General features: G+C 63.8%; 23 protein-coding genes. 9 read left to right on the top strand and 14 right to left on the bottom strand.

Features of this window, described 5'->3' with window-relative positions; all coding sequences use genetic code 11:
* Positions 1 to 160: 160 nt before the first annotated feature.
* Together I6F35_RS20810 and I6F35_RS20805 are read right to left on the bottom strand one after the other, a co-directional pair.
* A complete protein-coding gene (locus I6F35_RS20810; RefSeq protein ID WP_225119530.1) occupies positions 161 to 1,786 on the bottom strand; it encodes an FMN-binding glutamate synthase family protein in 1,626 nt (541 codons plus the stop codon).
* Positions 1,787 to 2,100: 314 nt separating this feature from the next.
* Entirely contained in the window at positions 2,101 to 2,874 is a 774-nt protein-coding gene (locus I6F35_RS20805) for a ferredoxin--NADP reductase (protein ID WP_225119529.1), read from the bottom strand.
* Between the two features lie 297 nt (positions 2,875 to 3,171).
* On the opposite strand from I6F35_RS20805, the gene I6F35_RS20800 reads away from it, so the two are divergent.
* Positions 3,172 to 4,116 (top strand): RimK-like protein, encoded by a 945-nt coding sequence (locus tag I6F35_RS20800; protein ID WP_225119575.1) that lies wholly within the window; start codon positions 3,172 to 3,174, stop codon positions 4,114 to 4,116.
* Positions 4,117 to 4,380: 264 nt separating this feature from the next.
* Here the strand turns inward: I6F35_RS20800 and I6F35_RS20795 are convergent, their stop codons facing one another.
* Both I6F35_RS20795 and I6F35_RS20790 read right to left on the bottom strand, forming a co-directional pair.
* Positions 4,381 to 5,307: an amino acid ABC transporter substrate-binding protein gene (locus I6F35_RS20795; RefSeq protein WP_225119528.1), complete on the bottom strand. Its 927-nt coding sequence runs from the start codon at positions 5,305 to 5,307 to the stop codon at positions 4,381 to 4,383.
* 12 nt (positions 5,308 to 5,319) lie between these two features.
* Entirely contained in the window at positions 5,320 to 6,609 is a 1,290-nt protein-coding gene (locus I6F35_RS20790; protein ID WP_225119527.1) for a dicarboxylate/amino acid:cation symporter, read from the bottom strand.
* Between the two features lie 213 nt (positions 6,610 to 6,822).
* Here I6F35_RS20790 and I6F35_RS20785 point away from each other — a divergent pair, with 213 nt between their 5' ends.
* Positions 6,823 to 7,824 carry an NADP-dependent oxidoreductase gene (locus I6F35_RS20785; protein WP_225119526.1) on the top strand — a complete coding sequence of 334 codons (1,002 nt, stop codon included), beginning with the start codon at positions 6,823 to 6,825 and terminating at the stop codon, positions 7,822 to 7,824.
* Positions 7,825 to 7,976: 152 nt separating this feature from the next.
* On the opposite strand, the gene I6F35_RS20780 is transcribed toward I6F35_RS20785, so the two are convergent.
* Together I6F35_RS20780 and I6F35_RS20775 are read right to left on the bottom strand one after the other, a co-directional pair.
* The gene (locus tag I6F35_RS20780; RefSeq protein ID WP_225119525.1) at positions 7,977 to 11,147 is read right to left on the bottom strand and encodes a multidrug efflux RND transporter permease subunit; all 3,171 of its coding nucleotides are present in this window, start codon (positions 11,145 to 11,147) and stop codon (positions 7,977 to 7,979) included.
* 9 nt (positions 11,148 to 11,156) lie between these two features.
* Positions 11,157 to 12,356: an efflux RND transporter periplasmic adaptor subunit gene (locus tag I6F35_RS20775; protein WP_225119524.1), complete on the bottom strand. Its 1,200-nt coding sequence runs from the start codon at positions 12,354 to 12,356 to the stop codon at positions 11,157 to 11,159.
* 218 nt (positions 12,357 to 12,574) lie between these two features.
* Here I6F35_RS20775 and I6F35_RS20770 point away from each other — a divergent pair, with 218 nt between their 5' ends.
* Positions 12,575 to 13,417 (top strand): cysteine rich repeat-containing protein, encoded by an 843-nt coding sequence (locus tag I6F35_RS20770; RefSeq protein ID WP_225119523.1) that lies wholly within the window; start codon positions 12,575 to 12,577, stop codon positions 13,415 to 13,417.
* Positions 13,418 to 13,435: 18 nt separating this feature from the next.
* Here the strand turns inward: I6F35_RS20770 and I6F35_RS20765 are convergent, their stop codons facing one another.
* Positions 13,436 to 13,792, bottom strand: coding sequence for a hypothetical protein (locus I6F35_RS20765; RefSeq protein ID WP_225119522.1), 357 nt, complete (start codon positions 13,790 to 13,792; stop codon positions 13,436 to 13,438).
* Positions 13,793 to 13,888: 96 nt separating this feature from the next.
* On the opposite strand from I6F35_RS20765, the gene I6F35_RS20760 reads away from it, so the two are divergent.
* The 4 genes from I6F35_RS20760 to I6F35_RS40535 all read left to right on the top strand — a co-directional run bounded on the left by I6F35_RS20760 (position 13,889) and on the right by I6F35_RS40535 (position 18,187).
* Positions 13,889 to 14,101: a hypothetical protein gene (locus tag I6F35_RS20760; RefSeq protein ID WP_225119521.1), complete on the top strand. Its 213-nt coding sequence runs from the start codon at positions 13,889 to 13,891 to the stop codon at positions 14,099 to 14,101.
* Positions 14,102 to 14,239: 138 nt separating this feature from the next.
* Positions 14,240 to 15,370, top strand: coding sequence for an FAD-dependent monooxygenase (locus I6F35_RS20755; RefSeq protein ID WP_225119520.1), 1,131 nt, complete (start codon positions 14,240 to 14,242; stop codon positions 15,368 to 15,370).
* Entirely contained in the window at positions 15,367 to 16,977 is a 1,611-nt protein-coding gene (locus I6F35_RS20750) for a benzoate-CoA ligase family protein (RefSeq protein ID WP_225119519.1), read from the top strand. Before I6F35_RS20755 ends, I6F35_RS20750 begins: the two co-directional genes overlap by 4 nt.
* Before the next feature lie 178 nt (positions 16,978 to 17,155).
* Positions 17,156 to 18,187 (top strand): glycosyltransferase family 9 protein, encoded by a 1,032-nt coding sequence (locus I6F35_RS40535; protein WP_225119518.1) that lies wholly within the window; start codon positions 17,156 to 17,158, stop codon positions 18,185 to 18,187.
* Here I6F35_RS40535 and I6F35_RS20740 read toward each other — a convergent pair.
* Genes I6F35_RS20740 through maiA form a run of 3 tightly spaced genes read right to left on the bottom strand, consistent with a single transcriptional unit; the run spans position 18,160 to position 20,481 of the window.
* The gene (locus tag I6F35_RS20740; RefSeq protein ID WP_225119517.1) at positions 18,160 to 19,347 is read right to left on the bottom strand and encodes a 3-hydroxybenzoate 6-monooxygenase; all 1,188 of its coding nucleotides are present in this window, start codon (positions 19,345 to 19,347) and stop codon (positions 18,160 to 18,162) included. The genes I6F35_RS40535 and I6F35_RS20740 overlap by 28 nt on opposite strands.
* Complete coding sequence (locus tag I6F35_RS20735) at positions 19,347 to 19,859, bottom strand: MarR family transcriptional regulator (RefSeq protein WP_225119516.1); 513 nt, start codon at positions 19,857 to 19,859, stop codon at positions 19,347 to 19,349. Before I6F35_RS20735 ends, I6F35_RS20740 begins: the two co-directional genes overlap by 1 nt.
* Positions 19,849 to 20,481, bottom strand: coding sequence for a maleylacetoacetate isomerase (gene maiA, locus I6F35_RS20730; RefSeq protein ID WP_225119515.1), 633 nt, complete (start codon positions 20,479 to 20,481; stop codon positions 19,849 to 19,851). The genes I6F35_RS20735 and maiA overlap by 11 nt, the downstream gene beginning before the upstream one ends.
* 105 nt (positions 20,482 to 20,586) lie before the next feature.
* Here maiA and gtdA point away from each other — a divergent pair, with 105 nt between their 5' ends.
* Complete coding sequence (gene gtdA, locus I6F35_RS20725; RefSeq protein ID WP_225119514.1) at positions 20,587 to 21,627, top strand: gentisate 1,2-dioxygenase; 1,041 nt, start codon at positions 20,587 to 20,589, stop codon at positions 21,625 to 21,627.
* A 101-nt stretch (positions 21,628 to 21,728) separates the two neighbouring features.
* Here gtdA and I6F35_RS20720 read toward each other — a convergent pair whose 3' ends face one another.
* Genes I6F35_RS20720 through I6F35_RS20705 form a run of 4 tightly spaced genes read right to left on the bottom strand, consistent with a single transcriptional unit; the run spans position 21,729 to position 25,700 of the window.
* On the bottom strand, positions 21,729 to 22,556 hold the full coding sequence (locus tag I6F35_RS20720; RefSeq protein ID WP_225119574.1) for an ABC transporter permease: 828 nt from the start codon (positions 22,554 to 22,556) through the stop codon (positions 21,729 to 21,731).
* Positions 22,549 to 23,322, bottom strand: coding sequence for an ABC transporter ATP-binding protein (locus I6F35_RS20715; protein ID WP_225119513.1), 774 nt, complete (start codon positions 23,320 to 23,322; stop codon positions 22,549 to 22,551). The genes I6F35_RS20720 and I6F35_RS20715 overlap by 8 nt, the downstream gene beginning before the upstream one ends.
* Positions 23,322 to 24,326, bottom strand: coding sequence for an ABC transporter substrate-binding protein (locus I6F35_RS20710; RefSeq protein WP_225119512.1), 1,005 nt, complete (start codon positions 24,324 to 24,326; stop codon positions 23,322 to 23,324). The genes I6F35_RS20715 and I6F35_RS20710 overlap by 1 nt, the downstream gene beginning before the upstream one ends.
* 12 nt (positions 24,327 to 24,338) lie before the next feature.
* Positions 24,339 to 25,700: an FAD-dependent oxidoreductase gene (locus I6F35_RS20705; protein WP_225119511.1), complete on the bottom strand. Its 1,362-nt coding sequence runs from the start codon at positions 25,698 to 25,700 to the stop codon at positions 24,339 to 24,341.
* 165 nt (positions 25,701 to 25,865) lie between these two features.
* On the opposite strand from I6F35_RS20705, the gene I6F35_RS20700 reads away from it, so the two are divergent.
* A complete protein-coding gene (locus tag I6F35_RS20700) occupies positions 25,866 to 26,120 on the top strand; it encodes a hypothetical protein (protein WP_225119510.1) in 255 nt (84 codons plus the stop codon).
* Positions 26,121 to 26,133 lie beyond the last annotated feature (13 nt).

Raw genomic sequence — 26,133 nt, 5'->3', positions numbered from 1 at the left:
TGAAGCGAAGCGCAACCCGGGATAGCTCCTTCCCCTGAAAGGGGGAAGGCTGGGATGGGGGTCAGCCCCGGGCGCAACTGTGCATGTGGAGAGAGATGATCCCCACCCGGTTTGCGCTTGCGCGCAAACCAACCTCCCCTTTTCGAGGGGAGGTTGCGTGCTACCCCGCCGGCTGGAACGAGTCGGGGCGGGCCATGGCCCAGGCGTCGCGGAAGCGGCGGTCCTGGGTGCCTTCGAGCAATTCACCCGGGCGCAGCGACGGATACAGCTCGGCAAAGGTGCGGACTTCCGTGGTCGACGTCCGCTGCGTGAAATGGATCGGCCGCAGCTCCTGCGGATGTTCGAGGCCGGCGGCGGCGAGCAGCTCGGCCAGCGCATGCAGCGTCGCGTGGTGATAATTGCAGACGCGCTCGATCTTGTCGGGGACATAGAGCGCGCGATTGCGGATCGGGTCCTGCGAAGTCACGCCGGTCGGGCAGCGGTCGGTGTGGCAGCTCAAGGACTGGATGCAGCCGAGCGCGAACATGAAGCCGCGCGCCGAATTGCACCAGTCGGCGCCGATCGACATCGCGCGCGCCATGTCGAAGGCGGTGGCGATCTTGCCGGACGCGCCGATCTTGATGCGGCTTCGCGCATTGATGCCGACCAAGGCGTTATGGGCGAAATTGACGCCCTCGCGCATCGGCATGCCGAGATGATCCATGAATTCGAGCGGCGCGGCACCGGTGCCGCCCTCATTGCCGTCGATCACGATGAAGTCGGGATAGATCCCGCTTTCGAGCATCGCCTTGCAGATCGCGAGGAACTCCCAGGGATGGCCGATGCAGAGCTTGAAGCCGGCGGGCTTGCCGCCCGAGAGCCGGCGCATTTCGCCGACGAACGCCATCATCTCGAGCGGCGTCGAGAACGCCTTGTGGGACGCCGGCGAAATGCAATCCTCGCCTAGGGGAACGCCCCTGATCTTGGCGATCTCTTCCGAGACCTTGGCCGCCGGCAGCACGCCGCCATGGCCGGGCTTGGCGCCCTGGCTCATCTTGAGCTCGACCATCTTGATCTGCTGGTCGGCGGCGACGCGCACGAACTCGTCCGGATTGAACGTGCCATCGCGATTGCGGCAGCCGAAATAGCCCGAGCCGATTTCCCAGATGATGTCGCCGCCCTTCTCGCGGTGATAGGGGCTGACGCCGCCTTCGCCAGTGTCATGCGCGAAGCCGCCCTTCCTGGCGCCGGCGTTGAGCGCGCGCACCGCATTAGGGCTGAGCGCGCCAAAGCTCATCGCAGAGATGTTGAAGACGGAGGCGGAATAAGGCCTGGTGCAATCCGGGCCGCCGATGGTGATGCGGAATTTCTCGTTCGAATAGGGCTTCGGCACCACCGAATGATGCATCCATTCGTAGCCCTCGCGATAGACGTCCTCCTGGGTGCCGAACGGCCGCTTGTCGAGCGCCATCTTGGCGCGCTGATAGACCACGGCGCGGGTGTCGCGGGAGAACGGCATGCCGTCCTTCTCGCTCTCGAAGAAATATTGCCGCATCTCCGGGCGGATCTCTTCGAGCAGGAAGCGCAAATGCGCCGAGATCGGATAGTTGCGCAGCACCGCGTGGTGCTTCTGCATGAGGTCGCGGACGCCAAGCAGCGTGAGCGCGCCGAAGATCAAGAGCGGCACCAGGATGAGGTCGATGATCTTCCGGTCGGAGATTCCGAGCACGAGCAAGAGCGCGGTGGCGACCGCGCAGATCGTAAGCACGATGAAGCGCGGCGAGAATGGAAGCAGCAGCGTTTCCATGAAACCCCTCAGCGGACCCGGGCGGGTCGTTATTGGCGAGCGGGGGAGCCTATTCCATCCCGCCCCGTCCACCATACGGTATAATGGGCGTTCGGGTTCACAGATGTGACACCGACGCTACACGATCCGGGGGAGTGTATTGCGCTGCAACGAAGGAGAACGCGGCCGCTCTCCGCCGTCATTCCGGGACATCGCGCAGCGATGGGCCCGGAATCCATCGGGCCGCAAACGCCGGCGGAGAAATGGATTCCGGGCTCGCGCTGCGCGCACCCCGGAATGACGCAGGAGAGAGTTGGCTGAAAAACCGACGCCGATCAGCGCTCGACGAAGGCCTTTTCGATCACGAAATGACCAGGCGAGCTGTGGTTGCCTTCGGTGAAGCCGCGGCTCTCGAACAGCTTGCGCAGGTCTTCCAGCATCGCCGGGCTGCCGCACATCATGATGCGGTCGGTCTCGAGATCGAGCGGCGCCTGGTGGATGTCGTTGAAGAGCTGGTCCGACGTGATCAGGTCGGTGATGCGGCCACGGTTGCGGAACGGCTCGCGCGTCACAGTCGGATAATAGAGCAGCTTCTCGGCGAGCAGCGGACCGAACAATTCGTCGTCACGCAGATTGGCGACCAGCTCCTCGCCATAGGCAAGCTCGGCCACTTGGCGGCAGCCATGGACCAGCACGATGGTGTCGTAGCGGTCGTAGACTTCGGGGTCCTTGATCAGGCTCGCAAAGGGCGCGAGGCCGGTGCCGGTCGACAGCAGCATCAACCGCTTCCCGGGGATGAGATTGTCGGTGATCAGCGTGCCGGTCGCCTTGCGGCCGACCAGGATGGTGTCGCCTTCCCGGATCTTCTGCAGCTTGGAGGTCAGCGGCCCGTCCTGAACCTTGATCGAGAAGAACTCGAGCTCTTCCTCGTGATTGGCGCTCGCCATCGAATAGGCGCGCAGCAGCGGCCGGCCATCGATCTCGAGACCGATCATGGCGAACTGGCCGTTCTGGAAGCGGAAACCCGTATCGCGGGTGGCTCGGAAGCTGAAAAGCGTATCGGTCCAGTGACGAACAGAAAGTACCTTCTCTCGATAGAACGCGCTCATGTGTCTGGTTTTTCCGATTGACCTTACATAAACGAAGTCGATCTAGCGGCGGATCGACCGCACGAAAGTGACCGACATCAAGGAGGAGCCCGCCTGCCGTCGCGCCGCTGACACACATAATGGAATTCATCCATTGTGCAATTGCGAACTCGGCATGGCTGTCGATTGATTTCGCAGAATGGTTCAAAACATCGTTGTTAAGGTTTCCGCCGCGGCGCAATTAACTTGCCGGAAACGACGCCGATCGAGCAATTAATTCCACAACAGGCCACCGAGAGAGGAAAAATCGACTTGGCGATCCCAAGCAGCCAGCGGATCTTCGTCGACGCGGTCGCGAAATACTGTCTTGCCCGTAGGATTACGGTCGAGGTGAAGTCGGATGGCTGGCTGATCGTGATGCAGCGGGGCGAGCGGCGGCACCTCGCCTTCGGCTATGACGTCGGGCTGAACAGCGCGGCCGCGCACCAGATCGCCAATGACAAGGCGGCGACCGCCGAGGTTCTGCAGTGTTTCGGCGTGCCCTGCATCCCCCACACCCTGTTCCTGGGGCCGAAACTTGCGGCCTATGCGCCGGCGTCCGGCTCCTGGGAAACGATGCTGCGGCTGCTGGCCGAGCATCCCACGGGACTCGTCGTCAAGCCGAACGAAGGAACGTCGGGCGACGGCGTCGTCCGGGTGACGACAAGGCTCGCCCTCGAACTCGCGGTCGGCAGGATTCTGGCGGTCTATCCGAGCCTGGCCATTTCGCCCTATGTCGAGATCGAGGACGAGGTCCGTGTCGTCCTGGTCGATGATCTCCCTGTCGTCGTCTACAGCAAGGAGCGCCCGTTCGTGATCGGCGACGGCAGCCATTCGCTGATCGAGCTTGCGCTCGCGGCCACACCTGCCGGGCGGCGATCGGCGGTGCTATCAGGCCTGATTGCCGAGCTCGGCCGCGGCGGCCTCGACGCGATCGTCCCGGCAGGCGAACGGCGCATCCTCAACTGGCGTCACAACCTGGATTTCGGCGCGCGGCCGGTATTGCTGAAGCACGGCGAGACGCGCGACGCCTGCATCGAGATCGCAATCAAGGCCGCCCGGGCGATCGGCATCCGCTTCGGCTCGATCGATGTCGTACGCACCGGTGGCACCTGGCGGATCCTCGAAATCAACGCCGGAGTGAAGATGGAAGCGCTGAGCCGCTCGCACCCGGAGCTGGTTTATGCCGCGTATGAAGCGGCGCTGGACAGGGTGTTCGCGTAGCGAGGCGGCAGTGACACTGTGAGACCCTCATGGTGAGGAGCACGGAACGCGCGTCTCGAACCATGAGGCCCCGCCGGTGGCCTCGCCCTTCGAGACGGCCGCTCTGCGGCCTCCTCAGGGTGAGGGGACAGGTTGGAGTGCGCTGCTCTCTCTTCCGCGTCAGTGCCGTAGGCTGGCAAAGCGAAGCGTGCCCACCATCACGAGCGGAGTGCTTGATGGTGGGGACGCTTCGCTTTGCCCGCCCTACTTTTTCGCCGGACCAATCTAATTGCTCGTCCCCTCGCTATCATCCAGCGCCTTGAAGGCCTCTTCGAGTTGCGGCGAGATCGCGACGTTGAGGCGCTCGCCGGTCGGAAGCCGCGCCACGAACCATTTGTTGTAGAGCGGAATCAGATCGCGGCCAGAGCCGAGCTTGCGGAAGGTGCGCTCGACCACGTCCTTCAATTGCGGCTCGCCCTTGCGGTACATGATGCCGTAGGGATCGTACGACAGATAATCGCCGACCACGCGGAGCTTGTCCTGTGACTTGTGCCTTGCGATCAGTCCGTAGAGCAGGATGTCGTCGGTCGCGAATGCATCCGCCCTGCCCTCGGCCAGCATCTGATAGGACTGCTCATGGTCGGGCGACGTCACGATGTTCAGCCCGAGCGAGAACTTCCTGTCGACATTGTGCATGGCCTGCTCGTTGGTGGTGCCCTTGGTCACCACCACGGTCTTGCCCTTCAGATCGGTCACTGCCGAGACCGCGGAGGTCTTCGGCACCATCAATTTGGTACCGGCGACGAAGATCAAAGGCGAGAATGCAACCTGCCTGGCCCGCTCGGCATTCGCCGTGGTCGACCCGCATTCGAGATCGATCTTGCCCTGCACGATCGCGGGAATGCGGTCGTCGGAAGTCACCTTGACATAGTCGATCCTGAGATTGGCATCGTCGACCTCGACGCCGATCTCCTCCACGATCGCCTCGCACAGTTCGAGGCTGTAGCCGATCGGCCGATTGGAATGGTCGAGGAAAGAAAACGGCGGCGAGCTCTCGCGGTAGCCGAGCCGCACCGCATGCGTGTTCTTGATATTGGCGAGCGTCGGGCTAAGCCCCTCGCTCGCCGTCTGGGCGGCGGCCGGCATTGCCAGCAGACATGCTGCCAGCAGCAGGCCGCTGCCCCATATCGCCTCTTTTGGGGGCTGATGCATGCAGCTCTCCCGTCAATGCGCCGGAACCGCGTCACCCGGCACCGCATCGGACGGCACGGCGTCATCAGGCCCGAGTTCGTGCTCCTCCTTCAATTCGCCTTCCCACTTCGCGACCACGGAGGTGGCGAGCGAGTTGCCGATCACGTTGGTGGCGCTGCGGCCCATGTCGAGGAAGGTGTCGATGCCCATGATCATCAACAGGCCCGCCTCGGGAATGCCGAACTGGCTGAGCGTCGAGGCGATCACGACGAGGGACGCGCGCGGCACGCCGGCGACGCCCTTGGAGGTGATCATCAAGGTCGCCAGCATCGCGAGCTGGGTGCCGAGTGGCATGTCGATATGATAGGTCTGCGCGATGAAGACGCTGGCAAAGGTGCAGTACATCATCGTGCCGTCGAGATTGAAGGAATAGCCGAGCGGCAGCACGAAGGCCGAGATCCGCGGCGAGGCGCCGAAGCGATTCAATCCTTCCAGCGTCTTCGGATAGGCGGCTTCCGACGAGGCGGTCGAGAACGCGATCATCAGTGGCTCGCGGATCAGGCGCAGCAGATGGCTGTAGCGCGGCCCGATCACGATGAAACCGACGATGATCAGGATCGCCCACAGGATGAGGAGCGAAACGTAGAAGCCGCCCATGAACACGACGAGCTTCCAGAGCACGCCAAGTCCGTTCTTCGACACGGTGGCCATGATCGCGGCCCACACCGCAAGCGGCGCGAACAGCATCACATAGCTCGTGACTTTCAGCATGATATGGGCGAGATCGTCGATCAGGGCCATGATCGGCTTCGCCCGCTCCGGCATCGCGCCGAGCGCGACCGCGAAGAACACCGCGAACACCACGATCTGCAGGATCTCGTTCTGCGCCATCGCGTTCGCGATCGAGGTCGGCACCAAATGGATCAGGAATTTCTCAAAGGAGAAGGCCGAGACCGGCAGGCCGGTCGACTGCCCCTTGTCGGGCAGCGTGCCCGGAAAGTTGGCGCCGGGCTGCAGCAGGTTGACCATCACGAGGCCGAGCAGCAGCGAGATGAAGGAGGCGCTGACGAACCAGCCCATGGTCTTCGCGAAAATGCGCCCAAGCCGCGCACCGGAGCCCATATGCGCGATGCCGCCGACCAATGTCGCGAACACCAGCGGCGCGATGATCATCTTGATCAATCGCAGGAACAGCATCGCGATCAGGTTTACGTCGGCTGCGATCTCCGCCCGGCTATCGGGCAGGAAGTTGTAGACCAAGGCCCCCATCACGATGCCAAGCGCCATCGCGATGAGAATGTACTGCGTAAACCTGCTCGACATGCTCCTACTCCCGTAAGTCACCCGGCAAGCGACGGAGTGTGGCAGATTTACGCACCGGCGCAACACGGTTTCGACCTGTACGCGCATCGATGAATGTTCCAGTTGTAGAATTGACACGCGAGGAATAGCGTCATGCACAGCGCACAATCTATGCAATTGAACACGTAGCGAGCGCTCGGTTGCATCCGGATTGAACAAAGAGGGGAGAACATCATGAGCGACGCGATCAATCGTCAGATCCTGCTGGTGGAGAAGCCGACCGGCAAACTCGGGCCTGAACATTTCAGGCTGGTCAACGGCAACATCCCCGAACCGAAGGACGGCGAAGCCGTGCTGCGGCTGCGCTATCTCTCGCTCGACGCCGCCAACCGCGCCTGGATGCATGGCGCGACCTACCGCGCGGCGGTGGAGGCCAACACGGTGATGTCCGGCGGCGGCATCGCCGAAGTGGTGACGTCGAAGGCATCAGGTCTTGCGCCGGGCGACATCGTGTTCGGCGACACCGGCTGGCAGGATTATGCCGCGGTGCCCGCCAAGCATCTCAGCAAGATGCCGAAGCTCGAGCCGATGACGCATCTGCTGAGCGTGTACGGCATCGCCGGCCTCACCGCCTATTTCGGCCTGCTCCATGTCGGCAAACCCAAGGAAGGCGAGACTGTGGTGGTCTCGGCCGCCGCCGGCTCGGTGGGCTCGATTGTCGGACAGATCGCCAAGATCAAGGGCTGCCGCGTCGTCGGCATCGCCGGAGGCAAGGACAAGTGCCACTGGCTGACCACCGAACTCGGCTTCGACGCCGCAGTCGATTACAAGGACGGCGGCACCTACAAGGCGCTGCGGTCCGCCGCGCCTGCCGGCATCGATGTTTATTTCGACAATGTCGGCGGCGACATCCTGGAGGCCTGCCTGCCGCAGATGAACAACCGCGGCCGCATCGCGTGCTGCGGCGCGATCTCGCAATATGACGGCGTTCCCTCCGCCCACGGCCCGCGCGGCGTGCCCGGATTGATCGTCGTGAAGCGGCTGATCATGCAGGGCTTCATCGTGATGGACTTCATGGACCAGCGCGATGCCGCGCTCGCCGACCTGCAGTCCTGGGTCGCCTCCGGCAAGCTCAAGGTGCAGGAAGATGTGATCGACGGGCTGGAGAACGCACCGGCGGCGCTGATCGGCCTGCTCGCCGGCGAGAACCGCGGCAAGCGCATGATCAGGGTTTAGGTTTAAGCATATAGCCGTCGTCCCGGCGAACGCCGGGACCCATAACCACAGGCAGGCGTTGTGGCGCGAGCAAGCGGTTGCGGCGGAGCATACAACAAAGGCCTGTGGTTATGGGTCCCGGTCAAGCCCGGGACGACGGGGGATAGGGTCTCCTACGGCGCGACACCTGGTGTTTGCGTCACGGTCTGCGTCTCCGGCGTCTTTGCCTTGCGCGACTTGCGCCAGTTCTCGAAGCGCTGCACCACCACGAAGAACGCGGGCACGAACAGCACGGCGAGGCAGGTCGAGGCGATCATGCCGGAGAACACGGTGATGCCGATCGACTTTCGTGCATTGGCGCCGGCGCCGGTCGCGAGCACCAGCGGCACCACGCCGAGGATGAAGGCGAAGGATGTCATCACGATCGGGCGGAATCTGGCGCGCGCTGCAGCGATTGCGGATTCGACCAGCGGCTCGCGATTGCGCACGTGATGCTCGAGCGCGACCTCGACGATCAGGATCGCGTTCTTCGCCGACAGCGCGATCAACAGGATGATGCCGATCTGGGTGTAGAGGTTGTTGTCGATCCGCAAGCCCGACAGCACCAGCATCGGACCGAGCAAGGACAGCGGCACGGCGAGGATCACCGAGATCGGCGCGTACCAGCTCTCATATTGGCCGGCGAGCACGAGATAAACCAGCAGCAGAGCGAGGCCGAACACGTAATAGAGCTGATTGCTGACCGCCTTTTCCTGATACGACATCGCCGTCCATTCATAGCCCGCGCCCGGCGGCAGCGTCTTCGCGGCGATCTGCTCCATCAGCGCCATCGACTGTCCCGAGCTGTAGCCCTGCGCCGGCAGACCGATGATGGAGGCGGAGGGATAGAGGTTGTAGAGACTGATCAGAGATGGCCCGACCGATGGCGTGATCGTGGCGACGGTGCCGAGCGGGATCATCTCGCCCTGGCTGTTGCGCACCATCAGGTTCTGGATATCGCGCAGGTTCAGGCGGAATTTCGAGTCCGCCTGAACATAGACCTGGAAGGTGCGGCCGAACTTGTTGAACTGGTTGACGTAGCTTGCGCCGAGATAGGACGATAGCGTCGAGAAGATCTGGTCCGTCGTGACGTTCAACGTCTGGGTCTTGGTCCGGTCGACCTCGACGTCGTATTGCGGCACCATGGAGCGGAAGGACGAACTGACGCGCTGCAGCGCGCTCTGGGTCTGCGCATTGGCGACAACGGCGCCGGTGATCGCCTGCAGCTTGGCGTAATCGGCATTGCCGTCGCGCAGTTCGACCTGCATGGCGAAACCCGCGGCATTGCCGATGCCTTGAATGGGCGGCGGCGGAATCACCAGGATGCGCGCCTCCTCGATCTCATTGAACTTGTCGTTCAGCCCGAACACCAATGAGCGCAAATCCTCGCCAGCCCCGCGCTGGCTCCAATCCTTCAGAATCAGGTAAGCGACGCCGGCATTCGCCAGGCTCGAACTGTTGTCGAGCGCGGAGATGCCGGCAATGGAGACAACCTGCTGCACGCCGGGCGCCTTGCGGGCTATCTCGCTGATCCTTTCAAGCACGCGCTGGGTACGGTCGAGCGCCGCGCCGTCGGGCAATTGCACCGCAGCCAGGAGATAGCCCTGGTCCTCGATCGGGATGAAGCCGGTCGGCACCCGGGACAGCCCATAGCCGGCAATCCCGATCAGGATCAGCGCAGCCACAACCGAGATGTTGCTATGCCGGACGAGGCCGCTGATCAGCCGCGCATAACCGCGCTCGAGCCGCTCGTAGACAGCATTGAATCCCCGGTAGAAGAAATTGCGCTGCTCGGGCGGCACCGGCGGCCGCAGCCACAGCGCGCATTGCGTCGGCTTCAAGGTCGCGGCATTGACGGCGCTGAGCAGCGCGGTCGCGGCGATCACCAGCGCGAACTGCGCATACATCCGCCCCGTGAGACCAGGCAGAAACGCCGCCGGCAGGAACACCGAGATCAGCACCAGCGTGATGCCGACGATCGGCGCGAACAGTTCGTCCATCGCCTTGATCGCCGCGTCATGGCCGGAGAGGCCGCGCTCGATATTGTGCGCGGCGCCCTCGACCACGACGATGGCGTCGTCGACCACGATGCCGATCGCCAGCACGATCGCAAACAGCGTCGAGAGGTTGATGGAGAAGCCGAGCGCCGCCATCGCCGCGAATGCGCCAATGATGGTCACCGGCACGGTGGTCGCCGGCACCAGCATCGCGCGCCAGTCCTGCAGGAACACGAGGATCACGACCAGCACCAGCAGGCCGGCCTCGATCAGCGTCTTGTAGACCTCCTCGATCGAAGCCTGGACGAAGATGGTGGTATCGAACGGCGTGTCGTATCTGATGTCCTGCGGAAACTGCCTGGCCAGTTCCGCCATCTTTGTCTCTACCGCCTTCTTGACCTCGAGGGCGTTGGCGCCGGGCGACAGAAACACGCCGATGCCGGTGGCCGGCTTGTTGTTGAGCGAAAAGACCTGGCTGTAGGTCTGGGCGCCAAGCTCGACCCAGCCGACATCGCGCACGCGCGTGACGTCGCCGACATTGCCGGTCTTGACGATGATGTTCTCGAACTGGCTCCTGTCATCCAGCCTGCCGGCGACGTTCAGCGTGTATTGGAATGCCTGGCCGGGCGGCGTCGGCGGCATGCCGACCTGCCCGGCGGTGACCTGCTGGCTCTGCTGCTGGATCGCCTGGATGACGTCCTGCGGTACCAGATCGCGCGCCTGCAACTGGTTTGGATCGAGCCAGACCCGCATCGAATATTGGCCGGCGCCGAACACGGTGACGTTGCCGACGCCGGACAGCCGCGACAGCTCGTCCCTGACATTGATGGTGGCGTAGTTGGAGAGGAACAGGCTGTCATAGGTCTTGTTCGGCGAGGTCAGCGTCACGAACAGGAGGATCGAGGTCGACCGCTTCTGCACCGTGACGCCTTGGCTCTGGACCGATTGCGGCAATTGCGACAGCGCGCTCGAGACCCGGTTCTGCACCAGCACCTGCGCGAAGTTGAGATCGGTGCCGATCTGGAAGGTGACCGTCAGCGTATAGGTGCCATCGGCGCCGCTATAGGACTGCATGTAGAGCGCGCCTTCGACGCCGTTGACCTGCTGTTCGATGGGCAGCGCCACGGTGTCGATCACGGTCTTGGCGGAGGCGCCGGGATAGCGCGTCGTCACCTGCACGGTCGGCGGCACCACGTCCGGATATTGCGCGACCGGCAGGTTGAACAGCGCCACGCCACCGATCAGGATCATCAGGATCGCGATGACGTTGGAAAGGACCGGCCGCTCGATGAAGAATTTCGAGATCATGGCGGCCCCTCATTTCGCCGCTGCGGAGGCTTCGATCTTCTGCAGTTGCGGATCGACCTTCTGGCCGGGGATCGCGCGCAGCAGACCTGCGATCACCACGCGGTCGTCCGGCTTCAGCCCGCTGTCGATGACGCGCAACTCGCCTTCGAGCTGTCCTGCCTGCACCTTGCGCTGCTCGACCACGTTCTCACCGTTGACCACGAGCACATAGCGGCCGGCCTGATCGCTGCCCAGCGCGATATCGGGCACCAGCAGCGCGTCCTGCTGCTGGTCATAGGGCACGCGGACGCGGACGAAGAATCCGGGCAGCAGCACGCGCTCCGGATTTTCCAGGATGCCGCGCACCGCCAGCGTGCCGGTCGACTGGTTGAGGGTCGGTGAGATGTAATCGAGCCTGCCCTTGTGCGGGTAGCCGGTCTCGGTCTGCAGGCCGACCTCGACCGGCAATTGCCTGATCTCGTTGACGGTGAGGCCGCGCCGCCTCGCGTCCTCGCGGATGCGCAGCACGTCCTGTTCATTGACGTTGAAATTCACCCAGATCGGGTCGAGCTGGACGATTGTGGCAAGCTGGGTCGGCGAGGACACGCCGACGAGTTCGCCGACCGAGACCAGATGCGCGCTGACGATGCCGTCGAACGGCGCCGCCACATTGGTGTAGCCGTAATTGACTTCAGCGATCTGGGTATTGGCTTGCGCCTGCTGCAGGCTGGCCTGGGCGTTGTCGCGCGTCGCCGTCGAACTATCCAGTGTCGCCTGCGAGACAGCCTGGCGCTGCACCAGGTCGACCTGCCGCCTGTAATCGGTCTCGGCCTGCTTCAGCGTTGCCTGCGCGCCGGCCTCCGCCGCCTTCGCCTGCTCGAGCTTCAACTTGTAGGTTTCGGGCTCGATGGTGAACAGCGTGGTGCCCTGCTTGACGAAGGTGCCGTCCTGATAATCGATCGACTGCAGGAAGCCCTGCACGCGCGCCACCAGGTCAACGCTCTTCACCGGCGCAGTGGTGCCGGTCGTCTCCAGGAAACGCGTGATGCTGCGCTGCACCGGAGTGGCGACTTCCACCTTTGGCGGCGGCGGTGGCACGAAAGTATTTTGCTCGCAGCCGCTTAAGCCGACGAAGGCGAACAGCAGAAAAGCGACGCGCAACAGGAGCGTGGCGGCCGGTCGCTCGCCATCGTGCAAACCGCAACAGGCCGATGGGCGCGCAAGCTTCATTTCGGTGCACAGCTCAGCTTGCCTCGGAAAGAGGCGTTCATCCGGAGACGACTGTCGCGCTCCATCCATAGCAACAATTGGCTTGCAGTGGAACCCGAAACAGAAAATGATACCGCTCGCCAAGATTGCTGTACCAGACTCATTTTCACGAACGACGTTCGCATGAATGAACTTCGGCTGAAGCGGCGGCCTCCGTCGACAACAAGGGGTTTGCTGACATGATCAAGATATTGAAACGCGCGTGCGGGCGGGCCTTGCCATTGTCCGTCGTCCTGTTTGCGACCGCAGCGCTGGCGCAGGCGCCGACGGAGGCGCAGCGCGCGGCGATCAAGTCGCAGTGCCGCAACGATTACATGGCGCATTGCTCCGCTATTCCGCCCGGCGGCGAGGCTTCGCTGCAATGCCTGCAGAAGAACATGTCGAGTCTATCACCGAGCTGCGCCGGCGCGGTGCGTGCCGTGGAAGTCCCCGCCGCGCCAAAGGCGGAGACGGCGCCCAAGCCCGACGCGGCTCCAGCCACAGCCAAGACCGACGCCGCGCCGGCGCCGGCCAAGGCGGACACGCCGGCGACGCCCACCACCGTGAAGCCTGCGGCGCCGAAGGCGGCAGGCACGCCGGCCAAGCCGCAGCCGAGCGAGGCACAGGTCTCCGCGATCCGCAGCGCCTGCCGCTCCGACTATCAGAAGTACTGCCCGGGCGTTCCGACCGGCGGCGCCCCCGCACTGAAATGTCTCGAGAAGAACACGGCCAGGCTCTCCCCGGCATGCGGCGAAGCGTTTGCGGCCGCAAGCGGTGGCGCGGCGCCCGCGGCAGGCGGTGGTCCCGCCGCGGCGGCTGCCGCACCGGCGGCGGCGCCGGCTGCGCCCGCAGCCATCGCGCTGCGGCCCTTGCGCCCGCGCGAAGAGCTGTTCGTCGCGCGGTCGGCCTGCGGCGCCGACGTACGCTCGCTGTGCGGCGGCGTTGTGCCTGGAGGCGGCCGGATCGTGCAGTGCCTGGCCACTAATGCCGCGTCGCTGTCGCCCGCCTGCAAGGAAGTGCTGGCACAGTTCGCGACGCGGTGAGCCTCGGCGACCCGCGGGCTATTCGCTGCGAAAGGCGAGAATGAGCTGAACAAGCCTGACCGAAAGCGCGACGTAAGCGAGCGACATCACGATCTGATACGCGACATGCCAATTCAACCTGGCGAGCTTGTAGAGCCCGTCGATAAAATTGAGCAGGAGCAGGATCACGCCGAACAATTCGACGCCGCGACCGATCAGGCCGTGACGCAGATAGCCGAACAGCGCGATGGCCGGCTCATTGCTCGAGACATGCGCGCCAGCCGAAACGATCAAGGTGCCGATGATCATCTTCTCGACATGCGAAAATATCTCCTTGGAGGCCGGTTCGACATAGCCGGCATAGAGGGCAAGCCATCTGGACCTGATCTCCGACATCGTTTCCCCCTGCATTCGACGATTGCCGATCCATCAAACGATAATGAAGAGAAAACTCCAAACCGCTTTCGATCACCAACCAAGTAGGAGAAAGTCATGCGTGCATTTCTGCTGTTGGCCGCCGCACTCGTTTCCTTCGCTGCGGTTCTGACGTTCGAGATCTCCAACGCCAACGCCGCCGTCTGCGCCCGCGGCGTCTACCGCGCCGGCTGCGCCGGCTATCGCGGCGCGGTGGTCGTCCGCAAGCCGGTTGCGGTCGCCTGCCGCTGGGTCGTCGTCGACGGGGTAAGGGTCCGCCGCTGCGTCTGACCAAAGCGCCGCGCCGCTGCCGGGATTGTTCCGGCCACGGCGGGACGCCGCAGGGCAAATTTTCCGGTGGCGCCCTCGACGTCCCGCGGATAGTCTATGCGCAAAATCGTAAGTACACTGTCAATCGGGAGGAACATCGTGCGTATCGCCGTGATCGGTGGAGGTCCCGGCGGCCTCTATTTCGCCTATCTCTGGAAGCGGCGACACCCTGACGCGGTCGTCGAGCTATTCGAGCAGAACCCGGCCAATGCGACCTGGGGCTTCGGCGTCGTGTTCTCGGACCAGGCGCTGGAATTCCTGCGCGCCGACGATCCCGATACGGTCGAGGCCATCGCGCCGAAAATGGAGAGCTGGAGGAACATCACGCTCAATTTGCGCGGGGAGAGCGTCGAGATCGACGGCGTCGGCTTTTCCTCGATCGGCCGGCTTACGCTGCTCTCCCTGCTGCAGGAGCGCGTGCGCGCGGTCGGCGTCACCCCGCAGTTTGACAAAGCGATCCAGTCAGTCGATGCGCTGCAAGGCTATGACCTGATCGTCGCCGCGGACGGGCTGAACTCGCTGGTGCGCCGAACGTTCGAGGGCGATTTCGGAACCTCGCTGTCCTATTCGTCCAACAAGTTCGCCTGGTACGGCACGTCGAAGCGGTTCGAGACGCTGTCGCAGACCTTCGTGAAGACCGAACGCGGCGCCTTCAACGCCCACCACTATCGCTATTCGCCGACCATGAGCACGTTCCTGGTCGAATGCGACCGTGCGACCTGGCACGCCTACGGCTTTGCCGGCAAGGACGCCGAACACTCCAAGGCCGTGTGCGAGGAGGTGTTTGCCGAGACGCTCGGCGGGCAGCCGCTGATCTCCAACAAGTCGGTGTGGCGCAATTTCCCGTGGATCTGGAACGAGCACTGGTCGTTCAGGAACATGGTGCTGATCGGCGACGCGCTGCACTCCGCGCATTTCTCGATCGGCTCCGGCACCCGCCTTGCGATCGAGGACGCCATCGCGCTGACGAAGGCGCTGGAGACCGAAGCGCATGTCTCGACCGCGCTCGCCCGCTACGAGGCCGAGCGCAAGCCGATCGTGAAGAAGCTGGTGACCGCGTCGCGCACCAGCGCCGACTGGTACGAAAAATTCCCCGAGCACATGAAGGCCGACCTGATGGATTTTGCCTTCAGCTACATCACCCGTTCGGGACGGATCGACGACGCGCGGCTGCGCACGATGTCGCCGAACTTCATGGCAGGCTACGAGGCATCGAGGAGCAAGTCATGAACGAGATCGCCGACCAGGTACCGCCTGACAGCCCGGGCGCGCGCGAGATCGGCTTTGCGCTCCCCGAACGCTATAACGCAAGCCGCATCCTGTTCGACAATCTCGCACACGGCCGCGGCGAGCTGACGGCGCTGACCGGCCCGGCGGGACAGCGGACCTACCGCGAGCTCTGCGCCGAGGCCGCGCGCTGGGGCCACGGCTTCGCCTCGCTGAGCCTTCACCGCGGCAACCGTATCCTGCTGTTCCTCGACGACACCCCGGCCTATCCGGCGGCATTTTTCGGCGCCGTCCGCGCCGGCTTCGTGCCGCTTCTCATCAACACGCTGACGCCACCGGACCTCCTGCAGTTCTACCTTTCCGACGCGAGCGCATCGGTTGCGGTCGCCGACGCCGAATTCTGCTCGCGCTTCAATGCCGAGGCCTGCAAGGACACGCCGCTGCAAACGCTGATCGTGGTCAATGGCGCCGCCGCCGAGCACGCCGCGCTGCAGGTGCTGTTGGCGGATGAATGGCTGCCGCATTTCTCGACCGAGCTCACCGAGGCCGATACCCACCGCAACGAGATGGCGTTCTGGATGTATTCCTCCGGCTCGACCGGCCGGCCGAAGGGCATCGTGCATTTGCACCACGACATGGCCTATAGCGAGCAGACGTTCGCCCGCAACGTGCTGAAGCTGACGCCTGGCGATATCTGCTTCTCGGTGCCGAAGATCTTCTTCGCCTATGGCTTCGGCAATTCCATCACCTTTCCCTTCTCGGTCGGCGCCGCCACGCTTCTCCTGCCCGGTCAGCCGAAGCCAGCATCGATCTTTGCGGCGATCGAACAGTATCGTCCGACCGTGTTTTTCGGCCTGCCGACGCTCTATACGTCCCTGACCAAGGCCGACGGCGCTGACAGGACCGATTTCTCTTCGCTGCGCATGGCGATATCAGCCGCGGAAGTGCTCTCGGCCGATGTGTTCAATGGCTGGAAGGCGCTGACGGGACTGGAGATCATCGAAGGCCTCGGTTCGACCGAGGTGCTGCACATCTATCTCTGCAACCACGCGGACAGGAAGAAGCTGGGCGCCGCCGGCCTGCGCGTGCCCGGCTACGAGATCCTGCTGCGCGACAAAGACGGCCGCGAGGTCAGCGACAACGAGGAAGGCATTTTGTGGGTGCGCGGCGATTCCAACACGCCGATGTACTGGAATCGCCCCGACAAGACCGCCGAGACCGTCCGCGATGGCGGCTGGATCTACACCGGCGACCGCTTCATCCGTGACAGCGATGGCTTCCACTTCTTCCGCGGCCGCGCCGACGATTTGATCAAGATATCAGGCCAATGGGTCTACCCGCTGGAGGTCGAGCTCTGCCTCGCCGATCACCCTGACGTCCGCGAATGCGCCGTGTTCGCCGCCGAGCTGCCCGACCGCCGCATGACGCTGAAGGCGGTCGTGGTGATGAACGACCGCGCGTTCGAGGCGGAAGCAACGGCGAAGCGGCTTCAGGATTACGTGAAGGCAAAACTATTGCCCTACAAATATCCGCGCGAGATCAAGTTCATCGGCGAGCTGCCGAAAACGGGGACGGGCAAGATCGACCGGCAGGCGGTGATGAAGATGTGACATCCGCTTGTCATCAGCATTCGTAATCTCTCGTTTCCGCACATCTTGTCTTAACGTCGAGAACACCTCGTGCTCGTGATGCCTTGGTTACAGCCGTAGCCGAATTTTTCTGATCACGACACCATCGCGTAGCAGCTCCGCGCCAGTCTGCAGGGTGGCGGCCGTTGCGAGGTTCGCGGTGAGCGTGGTGCAGAACGGGCGGACAATATCGGCGACGAATGCGATCCCGCACGGTCGCGCTGAAATGACGGCGCTGGTCAATGTCGCCATTCTGAACGGCTTCGGACGCGCGATGGGCGATGCGATCGTCGGCCTGCAGGCGCTCCATGTGGCGATCCTGGTTGGCGCCATGCCCCCGCGGCCGTTATTGTTCCGGCTTCCTGGCCTCCCTGGCATGGTCGAAGCCATCCATGCCGCCGCCGACTTCGCCGACATCAAGACGCTTGCCTGGGAATTTGCCACGCCTGATCGACCGCTTGATCCGGGTGAGGCGGTCACACGCGTCATCGACATCCGCGACTTTGCCTTCGATCCGGAGTTCCAGTGCAGGTCTATGATCGATTTCTTCCTGCAGCGCCTCGGCGTGGCGCCGGAGCAGGTGCCGGCAGGCTGGCGGCGGAATAGCTGGCTGGCATCGCGGGTCAGAACGATACGACCTGCGTTGCCGAGCGGCTATATTTTGGTCTGCCCGAAGGCGTCGATGCGACTGCGCGACATGCCGGAGGAGATCCACGCGCAGATCCTCCGGCGCGCGCTTGCGCTCGGGCCCGTGGTGACGCAAGGCACCGTGCCCGATGCGCTCCGCCGCGACGTCATTCATCTGGAGCCCTGTGCTACGCTCGCTGATCTGTGCGGCGTTGTCCGTCATGCACGCTGGATAATCTCGACTGACACGGGGATGGTGCATCTGGCGGACGCGTTCGGCGTAGGCTGCCTGGCGTTCTTTCCGACCCATCGTCCCGAATGGCGTGTCCGTGATTATCCGCGCACTCTGTCGTGCGAGTTGCCCACCCGATTGCCGCGTGGCATCGAGTTCGCGCGAGACCCGGGTGATTATGCGCTGGCAAGGTCGGGCTGGTTTCCCTGTGGCGACGATCTTGAGTGGCTCGATCGCGCTATGGATCAGGCGCGCGACTGTTTCGGAGCCAGAGAACGGCTTGAAAACGCCGTGAGGCGAGAGGATCAGGCAGCCAATCCCGTGCCGCCATAGAGCCAGGCGAGATCGCGATAGTAATCCTCCGAGGTCTTCGCGCTCATGATGGCGTTGCGGAGGCGGGCATGTTCGCCGGCTGGATGATAGATGTGCTCGCCGATCGCGCGCGACCATAATTGTACCTGCGCGGTGCGCGGGAAGCGTTGCGCACGGTAATGCTCCAGCGCCACCACGTGGTCATCATGGTGCGATAGCATGTGTGACAGACACACCGCATCCTCCATCGCCTGGCAGGCGCCTTGCGCGAAATATTGCAGCATCGGATGCGCGGCATCGCCGAGCAGCGCGACGCGGCCGTCGACCCAGCGTTCGTTCGGATCGCGGTCGCACAGCACCCAGAGCCGCCAGTTCTTGCCGTGACGAATGATGCTTTGCGCACGTGCATGGACGTGCCGAAAGCCCTGCAGCACCTCTTCGTCGCTGACCGGCTTGCCCGCGACCGGCTCCGGCGCGTCGTTGTGGTAGGTGACGACGAGATTGAACACCTTCCAGTCGGACAGCGGATAATGCACGATGTGGCACTTCGGCCCGGCCCACAGCGTCGCCGCATTCCAGCGCAGATCCGCCGGCATCTGTTCGGTCGGGATCACCGAACGATAGGTGGTGTGGCCGGACACCCGTGGCGGCCCATCTGATGTGACCTGTTTGCGAATATTCGACCACAAGCCATCGGCGCCGATCAGGAGCTTGCCCGTAACGCGCCCGCCATTGGCGAGCCGTGCGGTGACTGAGGAACCATCCTGCTCGTAGCCGATCACCTCGCTGCTGACACGCAGCTCGATCAGCTCATGCTCGCGGCAGGCACGCAGGAACACGCCGTGAAGATCGCCGCGATGCACCACGGCATAGGGATTGCCGAACCGCGTCCGGAACGGCTCGCGCAGGTCGACATGAGTGATCTCTTCGGCGGTGAGCGCATCCATCAGGCGGAGCTGGTCGATATAGACGGCCATGCGCCGCGCAGCCTCGCCGACGCCGAGATAATCGAAGGCATGGAAGGCGTTCGGGCCGAGCTGGATGCCGGCACCGATCTCGCCGAGCGAGGCGGACTTTTCCAAGAGAATCGAGCCGATGCCCTTCTGCGCAAGCCCGAGCGCCGCGGCAAGACCGCCGATGCCGCCGCCTGCGATCAGGACTGGAAGCTTGTCCTTCGCCATCAGCCCAACTTCCCGAGATGTTCGAGGGCATCCTCGGCGCGCAGCGGCACGCGCGAGGCCTCGTTGTTGAGATCGACGAGCTGCGCGAGCAGCGCCAGCAGCATCTTGCGGTCGGAAGGCTTGAGCGGCTGCAGCATCCGCGCCTGCGCACGGTCAACCAAAGGCATGATCTCGCGCAAGAGCGAAGCGCCCTGCTTGGTTAGCGTGAGCAGCTTGACGCGCTTGTCCCCGGAATCGGGCTTGCGCTCGATCAGACCTTTGCTCTGCAACCGCTCGATCACATTGCCGAGCGTAGAGCGGTCGAACGCGATCACGGCGGAGAGCCGCGTCGCATCGATGCCGGGATGGGTATGGATCGCAATCAGCGCGGCATATTGCACCGGCGTCAGGTCGAACTGCCTGCACTCCTCGATGAAAATCGAGACCGCGATCTGCTGCATCCGCCGGAACAGATAGCCGGGCGCGGTATAGACCGCGTCCATGGTGATCGGGCTCTGCTTGCTATTCGGCATCGGCTTGCTTGTCCGGAGCGGCGTCGGCAAACGCCTTCAATTCCCTCGCCGCGGCTTCCGCCTTGAGCAGCCGCGGAAAAGCGCTGACATCGACGCCGAAGCGCCGCGCATTGGCAAGCTGCGGCACCAGGCAGAGGTCGGCCAGCGTCGGTGCAGCACCGAAGCAGAACGGCCCGGCTTCCCCCGCGGCCAATATCTCACAGGCCGAAAGCCCCTCGCGGTTGGCCCAGGCCGCCCATTCCGCCACCTTGTCTTCCGGCAGGCCGAGCTGACGCAGCCGCGCCAGCACTTTCAGATTCTGCACGGGATGGGTGTCGCAGGCGATGGCCTGTGCGAAGGCGCGGACTTTTGCGCGCTGCAGCGAATCCTCCGGCAATAGCGGCGGTTCGGGATGGGTTTCATCGAGCCATTCGATGATGGCGAGCGACTGGGTCAGGATCGCGCCCGCGTCGCTTTCCAATGTCGGCACCAGCCCTTGCGGATTGATCGCAAGATAGGCCGGAGCGCATTGTTCGCCTTTGCGAAGGTGATGCGGCAGATGCTCGACGGTGAGCCCCTTCAGGTTCAACGCGATCCGCACCCGATAGGACGCGCTGCTGCGGAAGTACCCGTGCAGCTTCATCGGAACCTCCCCTGATGTTTTCTGGTTTTGCTCGTGTTGACGCTAGCCATATTGTCAGTATGCTGTCAATTAGCGAACAAGACAGAAATGAACGGGAGGCTTGCCATGGAAGCCGTGCAGAAGACGCCGGAGCGCGAGGCGTTCTACAAGAAGATCGACGGCCAAAATCTTTCTGCGCTCTGGAACGTGATGAACGACCTGATCACGCCGGAGCCGAGGAGCGCCTGCCGCCCGCATCTGTGGAAGTTCGATCAGATCCGCGACTACATGAACGAGGCCGGCAAGCTGATCACAGCGAAGGAAGCCGAGCGGCGGGTGCTGGTCCTGGAAAATCCGGGCCTGCGCGGCCAATCGAAGATCACGACGTCGCTGTTTGCCGGTGTGCAGATGGTGGTGCCGGGCGATATCGCCCCGGCCCATCGCCACAGCCAGTCGGCGCTGCGCTTCGTGCTCGAGGGCAAGGGCGCCTATACGTCCGTCGACGGCGAGCGCACCGCGATGTCCCCCGGCGATTTCGTGATCACGCCGTCGATGACCTGGCATGACCATTCCAACGAGACCAGCGAGCCGATGTTCTGGCTCGACGGGCTCGACATCCCGATGGTGCAGTTCTTCGACGCCTCGTTCGCCGAGGGCGCGAAGGAGGACCAGCAGCAGATCACCAAGCCCGCCGGCGACAGTTTTGCGCGCTACGGTCACAACCTGCTGCCGGTCGATCAGAAACGTACCTCGAAGACGTCGCCGATCTTCAACTATCCCTACAGCTACACCCGCGAGGCACTGGAGCAGGCCAAGGCGCGCGATGAATGGGACGCCTGCCACGGCCTCAAGCTGAAATTCTCCAATCCCGAAACCGGCGATTACGCGATGCCGACCATCGGCACCTTCATCCAGCTCATCCCTAAGGGCTTCACCACCGCGCGCTATCGCTCAACCGACGCCACCGTGTTCGCCGCCATCGAGGGCAAGGGCCGCACCAGGATCGGCGAGCAGACCTTCGAATGGGGTCCGCGCGATCTGTTTGTGGTGCCGAGCTGGCGCTGGGTCACGCATGAGGCGGATGTGGATTCGGTATTGTTCAGCTTCTCCGACCGTCCGGTGCAGCAGAAGCTCGATCTGTTCCGCGAAGACCGCGGGAATGCGTGAAATTGAATTCGTCATTCCGGGGCGATGCGTAGCATCGAACCCGGAAGCTCGAGATTCCGGGTCTGGTCCTTCGGACCATCCCGGAATGACGGCCGCGCCACTTACCGCCAGTGCAGCAGCTTTGCCTCCAACAAACTAATCAGTTTCCCCACTGCCAATCCGAACAGCGACAGGATCACGACGCCGGCGAGCAACTGATCTGTCTGCATCAGATTGCCGGCCTGCAGCACGAAGGCGCCGATGCCGTACTGCGCGCCGATCATCTCCGCACTCACCACCAATAGCAATGCGACAGATGCAGTGATGCGGAAGCCGGCCAGGATCGAAGGCAGCGCGCCCGGCCAGATCACGCGGCGCACGATGGCGTGGAACGGCACGTTGAAGCTTTGTGCCATGCGGATCAGATTGCGCGGCACCGCATCGACGCCGCTATAGACCGAGATTGCGGTGGAGAAGAACACCCCGAGCGCAATCGTCGCGATCTTCGGCTCTTCGCCGATCCCGAGCCATAGGATCAACAATGGCAGCAGCGCGATCTTCGGGATCGGAAACAGCGCGGAGATAAAGGTGATGCCGACGCCACGCGCCAGCGTTGACAGGCCGATCGCGAAACCGACGATGACGCCGGCCAGCGTGCCAAGCAGCCAGCCGGTGCCGATCCGCATCACCGACCAGCCGAGATGCTGCCAGAGCGCGCCCGACATCGCGAGCTTGTAGGTTGCGACCGCGATCGCCGACGGCGCCGGCAGGAACAGCGGATTGACCCATCCGGCGCTGCCGGCGAGCTGCCACAGCGCGACGATAAGCGCGAGAGCGATCCAGCCCGACGCGCGGCCCGCGCGCGGTGTGAAGCCGGCGCCGCGAAATTCGACCGGCCGCGATCTGGTGTCGATGTCTGACGGCGTCTCTGATGGCGCGCGGTCAAGCATGCTGGACCTCGCGCTCGGCATCGATCGCCTCCTCACGGATCAGCGACCATAATTCGTCCTGCAACACCAGCAGCTTTTCGCGTGCGTTCCTGTCGCCGCGCTCGCTGCGCGTCGTCGTAATAGGCACGACTTTGCGAATGCGCCCGGGCCGGCGCGACAGCACCACGATGCGGTCGGCAAGCCGCACCGCTTCCTCCAGATTATGCGTGACATAGACCGCGCCCATCGCACCATCGGCGAGCAGGCGGACGAAATCCTCCATCAGGAGTTCACGCGTCTGCGAGTCCAGCGCCGACAGCGGCTCATCCATCAGCAGGATTGCCGGCTTCACGGCGAGCGCCCGCGCGATGCCGACGCGCTGGCGCATGCCGCCGGAAAGTTGCTTTGGATAGGTGCGGCGAAAATCCGAGAGCCCGGTGCGGCGCAGCGCGTCGTCGACGATGGCGCGGCGCTCCGCTGCACCGAGCGCCGTGTGCCCGAGCGGGAACGCGACGTTTTCTTCCACCGTGCACCAGGGCAGCAGGGCAAAATCCTGGAACACGAACGTCAGCGGATTGAGGCTGTCCTTTGGCGGCGCGCCGCGCAGCTCGGCCGCGCCGCCGCTCGGCTGCAACAGGCCGCCGAGGATCGACAGCAGCGTGCTCTTGCCGCAGCCGGAGGGGCCGACGATCGCAACCACCTCGCCCGTGCGTACCGTGAACGAGACGTCGTTGAGTACGGCGAGCGTGTCGAAGCGGTGGCTGATATGGTCGGCGATGAGGTCCATCAATCCGGCTTCACATATTCTTTTGCGATGATGCTGTCCGCGTCAAAACCGTTGTCGACGAAGCCCTGCTCCTGCAACCAGGAAATCTGGTTGGCGACGTTCTTGACGTCGAGCTTGCCGTCGGGATCGATGTAGGCGCAATTGCCAACCACCTGCTCGACCGGCAGGTTGGTGTATTTAGCGATGATCTCGAGCAGCGGCCTGGTCTTCTCATCGATCGGCGCCTTGCCGTCCTTGATCGCAGCCAGGATCACATCGTGATATTCGCGATCCGCCTTGAGCAGGGCCGCGAGCAATTTCGTCACCAGCGCCTTGTTGGCAAGCGTCTTCGGTGAGGCGAACACGGCGCCGAGCTGCCAGGGCGTCTCGTCGCCGACCCAGCCGAGCAGCTTCGCACCATTCGTTTCAATCAGCGGGCGCGCGGTCGGGGCCGGCAGCAGCGCGGCATCGACGGTTTCGCCCTTCAGCGCAGCGGCGGCGTTCGAGAGCGACTGCAGCGGCACCAGCTTCACCTCCGAAAGCTTGAAGCCGTATTTGTCGGCGAGCAGGCCGAGCGAATAGTGAAAGCTCGAGCCGACCTGCGTGACCGCCACGCGCTTGCCGGCAAGATCCTTCGGCGTCTTCAGCCCGGCCGCATAGGCGTTGTTGGAAGCGAAATAGCCGATCAGGGGATAACCGGCCTTCTCGCGGCTCATGCCGCCGATCACCTTCAGCGTACCCTTGCCGGCGAGATTGTAGAGCCCTGCCGTGAAGGCGGTGACGCCGAAATCGACATCACCCGAGGTGGTGGCGACCGCGATCGGCTGCGCGGCGTCGAAGAATTTCAGCTCGACATCGAGCCCGGCCTCGCGGAAATAGCCCTTGTCCTGCGCGATGAACACCGGCGCCGAGGACGACAGCCGGAGCACGCCGATCCTGGCCTTCAGCAGCTCATCGGCCCGCGCGATCCCGCTCGCCGTCAGTGCCAGCAGGCCCGCAAGCGCAAGCCGCGCAAAACGCTTCATCCCGTCTCCTCCTTACAATCCGGCAGGCACGTCCTGGTCGCGCCCGATGAAGGCGCCCTGTTCTTTCAGTCCTTGCTGCAGTCTCTCCACCGCGATGTCGCGCGCTTTGGTATTGCCCGACAGCGCAAGCGCGGCCGCCGAGCCCGCGGCTTCGCCCATCGCAAAGCAGGCGCCGGAGACCCGCGCCGCCGACTGTCCCTCATGGGTCATCGAGGCGCAGCGCCCGGCGATCAGAAGATTGTCGACGCCTTCAGGCACCAGCATGCGATAGGGCAGTTCGTTGAAGCCGCGCGATTCCGGGATCGGCGGGAACTTGAAGATGACATCGCCGGCGACGTGGGCCTCGATCGGCCAGCCGTTGACGCCGATGGAATCCTCGAACGAAGCACAGCCGAGCACATCCTCGCCGCTAAGCTTGTAACCACCGACCACACGCCTTGTCTCGCGGATGCCAAGTTGCGGCGGCAGGTCGACGATGTAGGAGTTCTCGAAGCCCGGCACCGTGCGCAGGAATTCGAAGGCCCGGATCGCCTGGCGGCGGCCGTCAATCTCGCCGCGGGTGAGATCATCGGGCTCCAGACCATTGATGGCGGTGCCGTCCTCGCGCGCGAGCTGGGTGAAGTTCACCCGCCATTCGACCGGCGAGCGCTGCGGCCGCACGATTGCGGACTTGCGCGGAAACTTGTGGGTGCCGGCGGCCTCCGCCTGGTCCATCAGCGCCGGGATCGTCCGCCAGGCATCGCCTGCCTTCTCCGGATCGATGCCGTTGAGACGGAACATCATCGATGGATAGAGCATGCTGCCCTTGGTATCGCCGACCTCGTACGGCGCACCGGCCCAGGCCGCGAGATCGCCGTCGCCGGAGCAATCGATGAAGATGTTGGCCAGCACCGCCTGGCGGCCGGCTTTGGTCTCGACCATCAGCGCGCCGATGCGCTGCTCGTCATCCATCACCACGCCGGGGCCGAGCGCATGGAAGAGGATATCGACCTTGTGGCTCGCCAGCAGATCGTCGGCCGCTATCTTGTAGGCCGCGGTGTCATAGGCCTGCGCCAGGATCTTGCCGTGGATCAGGTGCGGCTTGTTCAGGCCATTGAGGCGATCGATCCGATCAAGCAAATCGGAGGCGACGCCCTGCACCACCCGATGCGCTTGTCCGTGGACATTGGCATGGAGCCCGCAAAAATTGGTCACGCCGGCGGCGGTGCCCATGCCGCCGAGAAAGCCGTAGCGTTCGATCAGGAGCGTGCGCCGCCCGGCCCGCGCCGCGGCAACCGCCGCCGCAATCCCGGCGGGCCCGCCGCCGAGCACCGCGACTTCATATTCGCCATAGATCGGCACGCGCCGCGCGGGTTCTTCGATAGTCTTTGGCACGTTTGCTTCCCGGCCCTAGGCCGCCGGCAAGGCCGGCTGAAGGACTTCGTTATCGTAACAAGTGGCTAGCAAAGAATGCCTGGCCAGGAAATGGCTCGCGCGCAAAGTTGATGTTGCCCGCGCTTCACGGAACTGGGACAACAGGCCGGCAAAGGACAGGCAACATTGAAACTCCTCATCCTCATAGCCCTCGGGGTCACGGTCGGCGTCGCTCCCGCATCAGCCGCGGTGGAGCAGTGCCGGTTCATCCAGGCGAAAGCCGAGCGGGAAGCCTGCTACGAGCGGCAGGCCGCGGCGCTAGAGGCAAAGCGCAAGCCCGAACCTGTCTATGACAATAAGCCGATGGAGGCGTTGCAGCAGATGCGCAGGGATGACGAGGAAGTCTATCGAAGCCTGCGCAGCATCTGCCGCGGCTGTTGAGCCGCGCTGCTAG

Source organism: Bradyrhizobium sp. BRP22 (genome assembly GCF_020194175.1).
Taxonomy (GTDB): Bacteria; Pseudomonadota; Alphaproteobacteria; order Rhizobiales; family Xanthobacteraceae; genus Bradyrhizobium.
Note: the sequence above shows the minus strand (reverse complement) of the source record. Positions and strands in the feature narration are given on the sequence as shown.

Coding starts and splice junctions, on each gene's coding strand:
- I6F35_RS20810 (WP_225119530.1), bottom strand. CDS start 1,786: ATGGAAACGCTGCTGCTTCCATTCTCGCCGCGCTTCATCGTGCTTACG.
- I6F35_RS20805 (WP_225119529.1), bottom strand. CDS start 2,874: ATGAGCGCGTTCTATCGAGAGAAGGTACTTTCTGTTCGTCACTGGACC.
- I6F35_RS20795 (WP_225119528.1), bottom strand. CDS start 5,307: ATGCATCAGCCCCCAAAAGAGGCGATATGGGGCAGCGGCCTGCTGCTG.
- I6F35_RS20790 (WP_225119527.1), bottom strand. CDS start 6,609: ATGTCGAGCAGGTTTACGCAGTACATTCTCATCGCGATGGCGCTTGGC.
- I6F35_RS20785 (WP_225119526.1), top strand. CDS start 6,823: ATGAGCGACGCGATCAATCGTCAGATCCTGCTGGTGGAGAAGCCGACC.
- I6F35_RS20780 (WP_225119525.1), bottom strand. CDS start 11,147: ATGATCTCGAAATTCTTCATCGAGCGGCCGGTCCTTTCCAACGTCATC.
- I6F35_RS20775 (WP_225119524.1), bottom strand. CDS start 12,356: ATGAAGCTTGCGCGCCCATCGGCCTGTTGCGGTTTGCACGATGGCGAG.
- I6F35_RS20770 (WP_225119523.1), top strand. CDS start 12,575: ATGATCAAGATATTGAAACGCGCGTGCGGGCGGGCCTTGCCATTGTCC.
- I6F35_RS20765 (WP_225119522.1), bottom strand. CDS start 13,792: ATGTCGGAGATCAGGTCCAGATGGCTTGCCCTCTATGCCGGCTATGTC.
- I6F35_RS20760 (WP_225119521.1), top strand. CDS start 13,889: ATGCGTGCATTTCTGCTGTTGGCCGCCGCACTCGTTTCCTTCGCTGCG.
- I6F35_RS20750 (WP_225119519.1), top strand. CDS start 15,367: ATGAACGAGATCGCCGACCAGGTACCGCCTGACAGCCCGGGCGCGCGC.
- I6F35_RS20740 (WP_225119517.1), bottom strand. CDS start 19,347: ATGGCGAAGGACAAGCTTCCAGTCCTGATCGCAGGCGGCGGCATCGGC.
- I6F35_RS20735 (WP_225119516.1), bottom strand. CDS start 19,859: ATGCCGAATAGCAAGCAGAGCCCGATCACCATGGACGCGGTCTATACC.
- maiA (WP_225119515.1), bottom strand. CDS start 20,481: ATGAAGCTGCACGGGTACTTCCGCAGCAGCGCGTCCTATCGGGTGCGG.
- gtdA (WP_225119514.1), top strand. CDS start 20,587: ATGGAAGCCGTGCAGAAGACGCCGGAGCGCGAGGCGTTCTACAAGAAG.
- I6F35_RS20720 (WP_225119574.1), bottom strand. CDS start 22,556: ATGCTTGACCGCGCGCCATCAGAGACGCCGTCAGACATCGACACCAGA.
- I6F35_RS20715 (WP_225119513.1), bottom strand. CDS start 23,322: ATGGACCTCATCGCCGACCATATCAGCCACCGCTTCGACACGCTCGCC.
- I6F35_RS20710 (WP_225119512.1), bottom strand. CDS start 24,326: ATGAAGCGTTTTGCGCGGCTTGCGCTTGCGGGCCTGCTGGCACTGACG.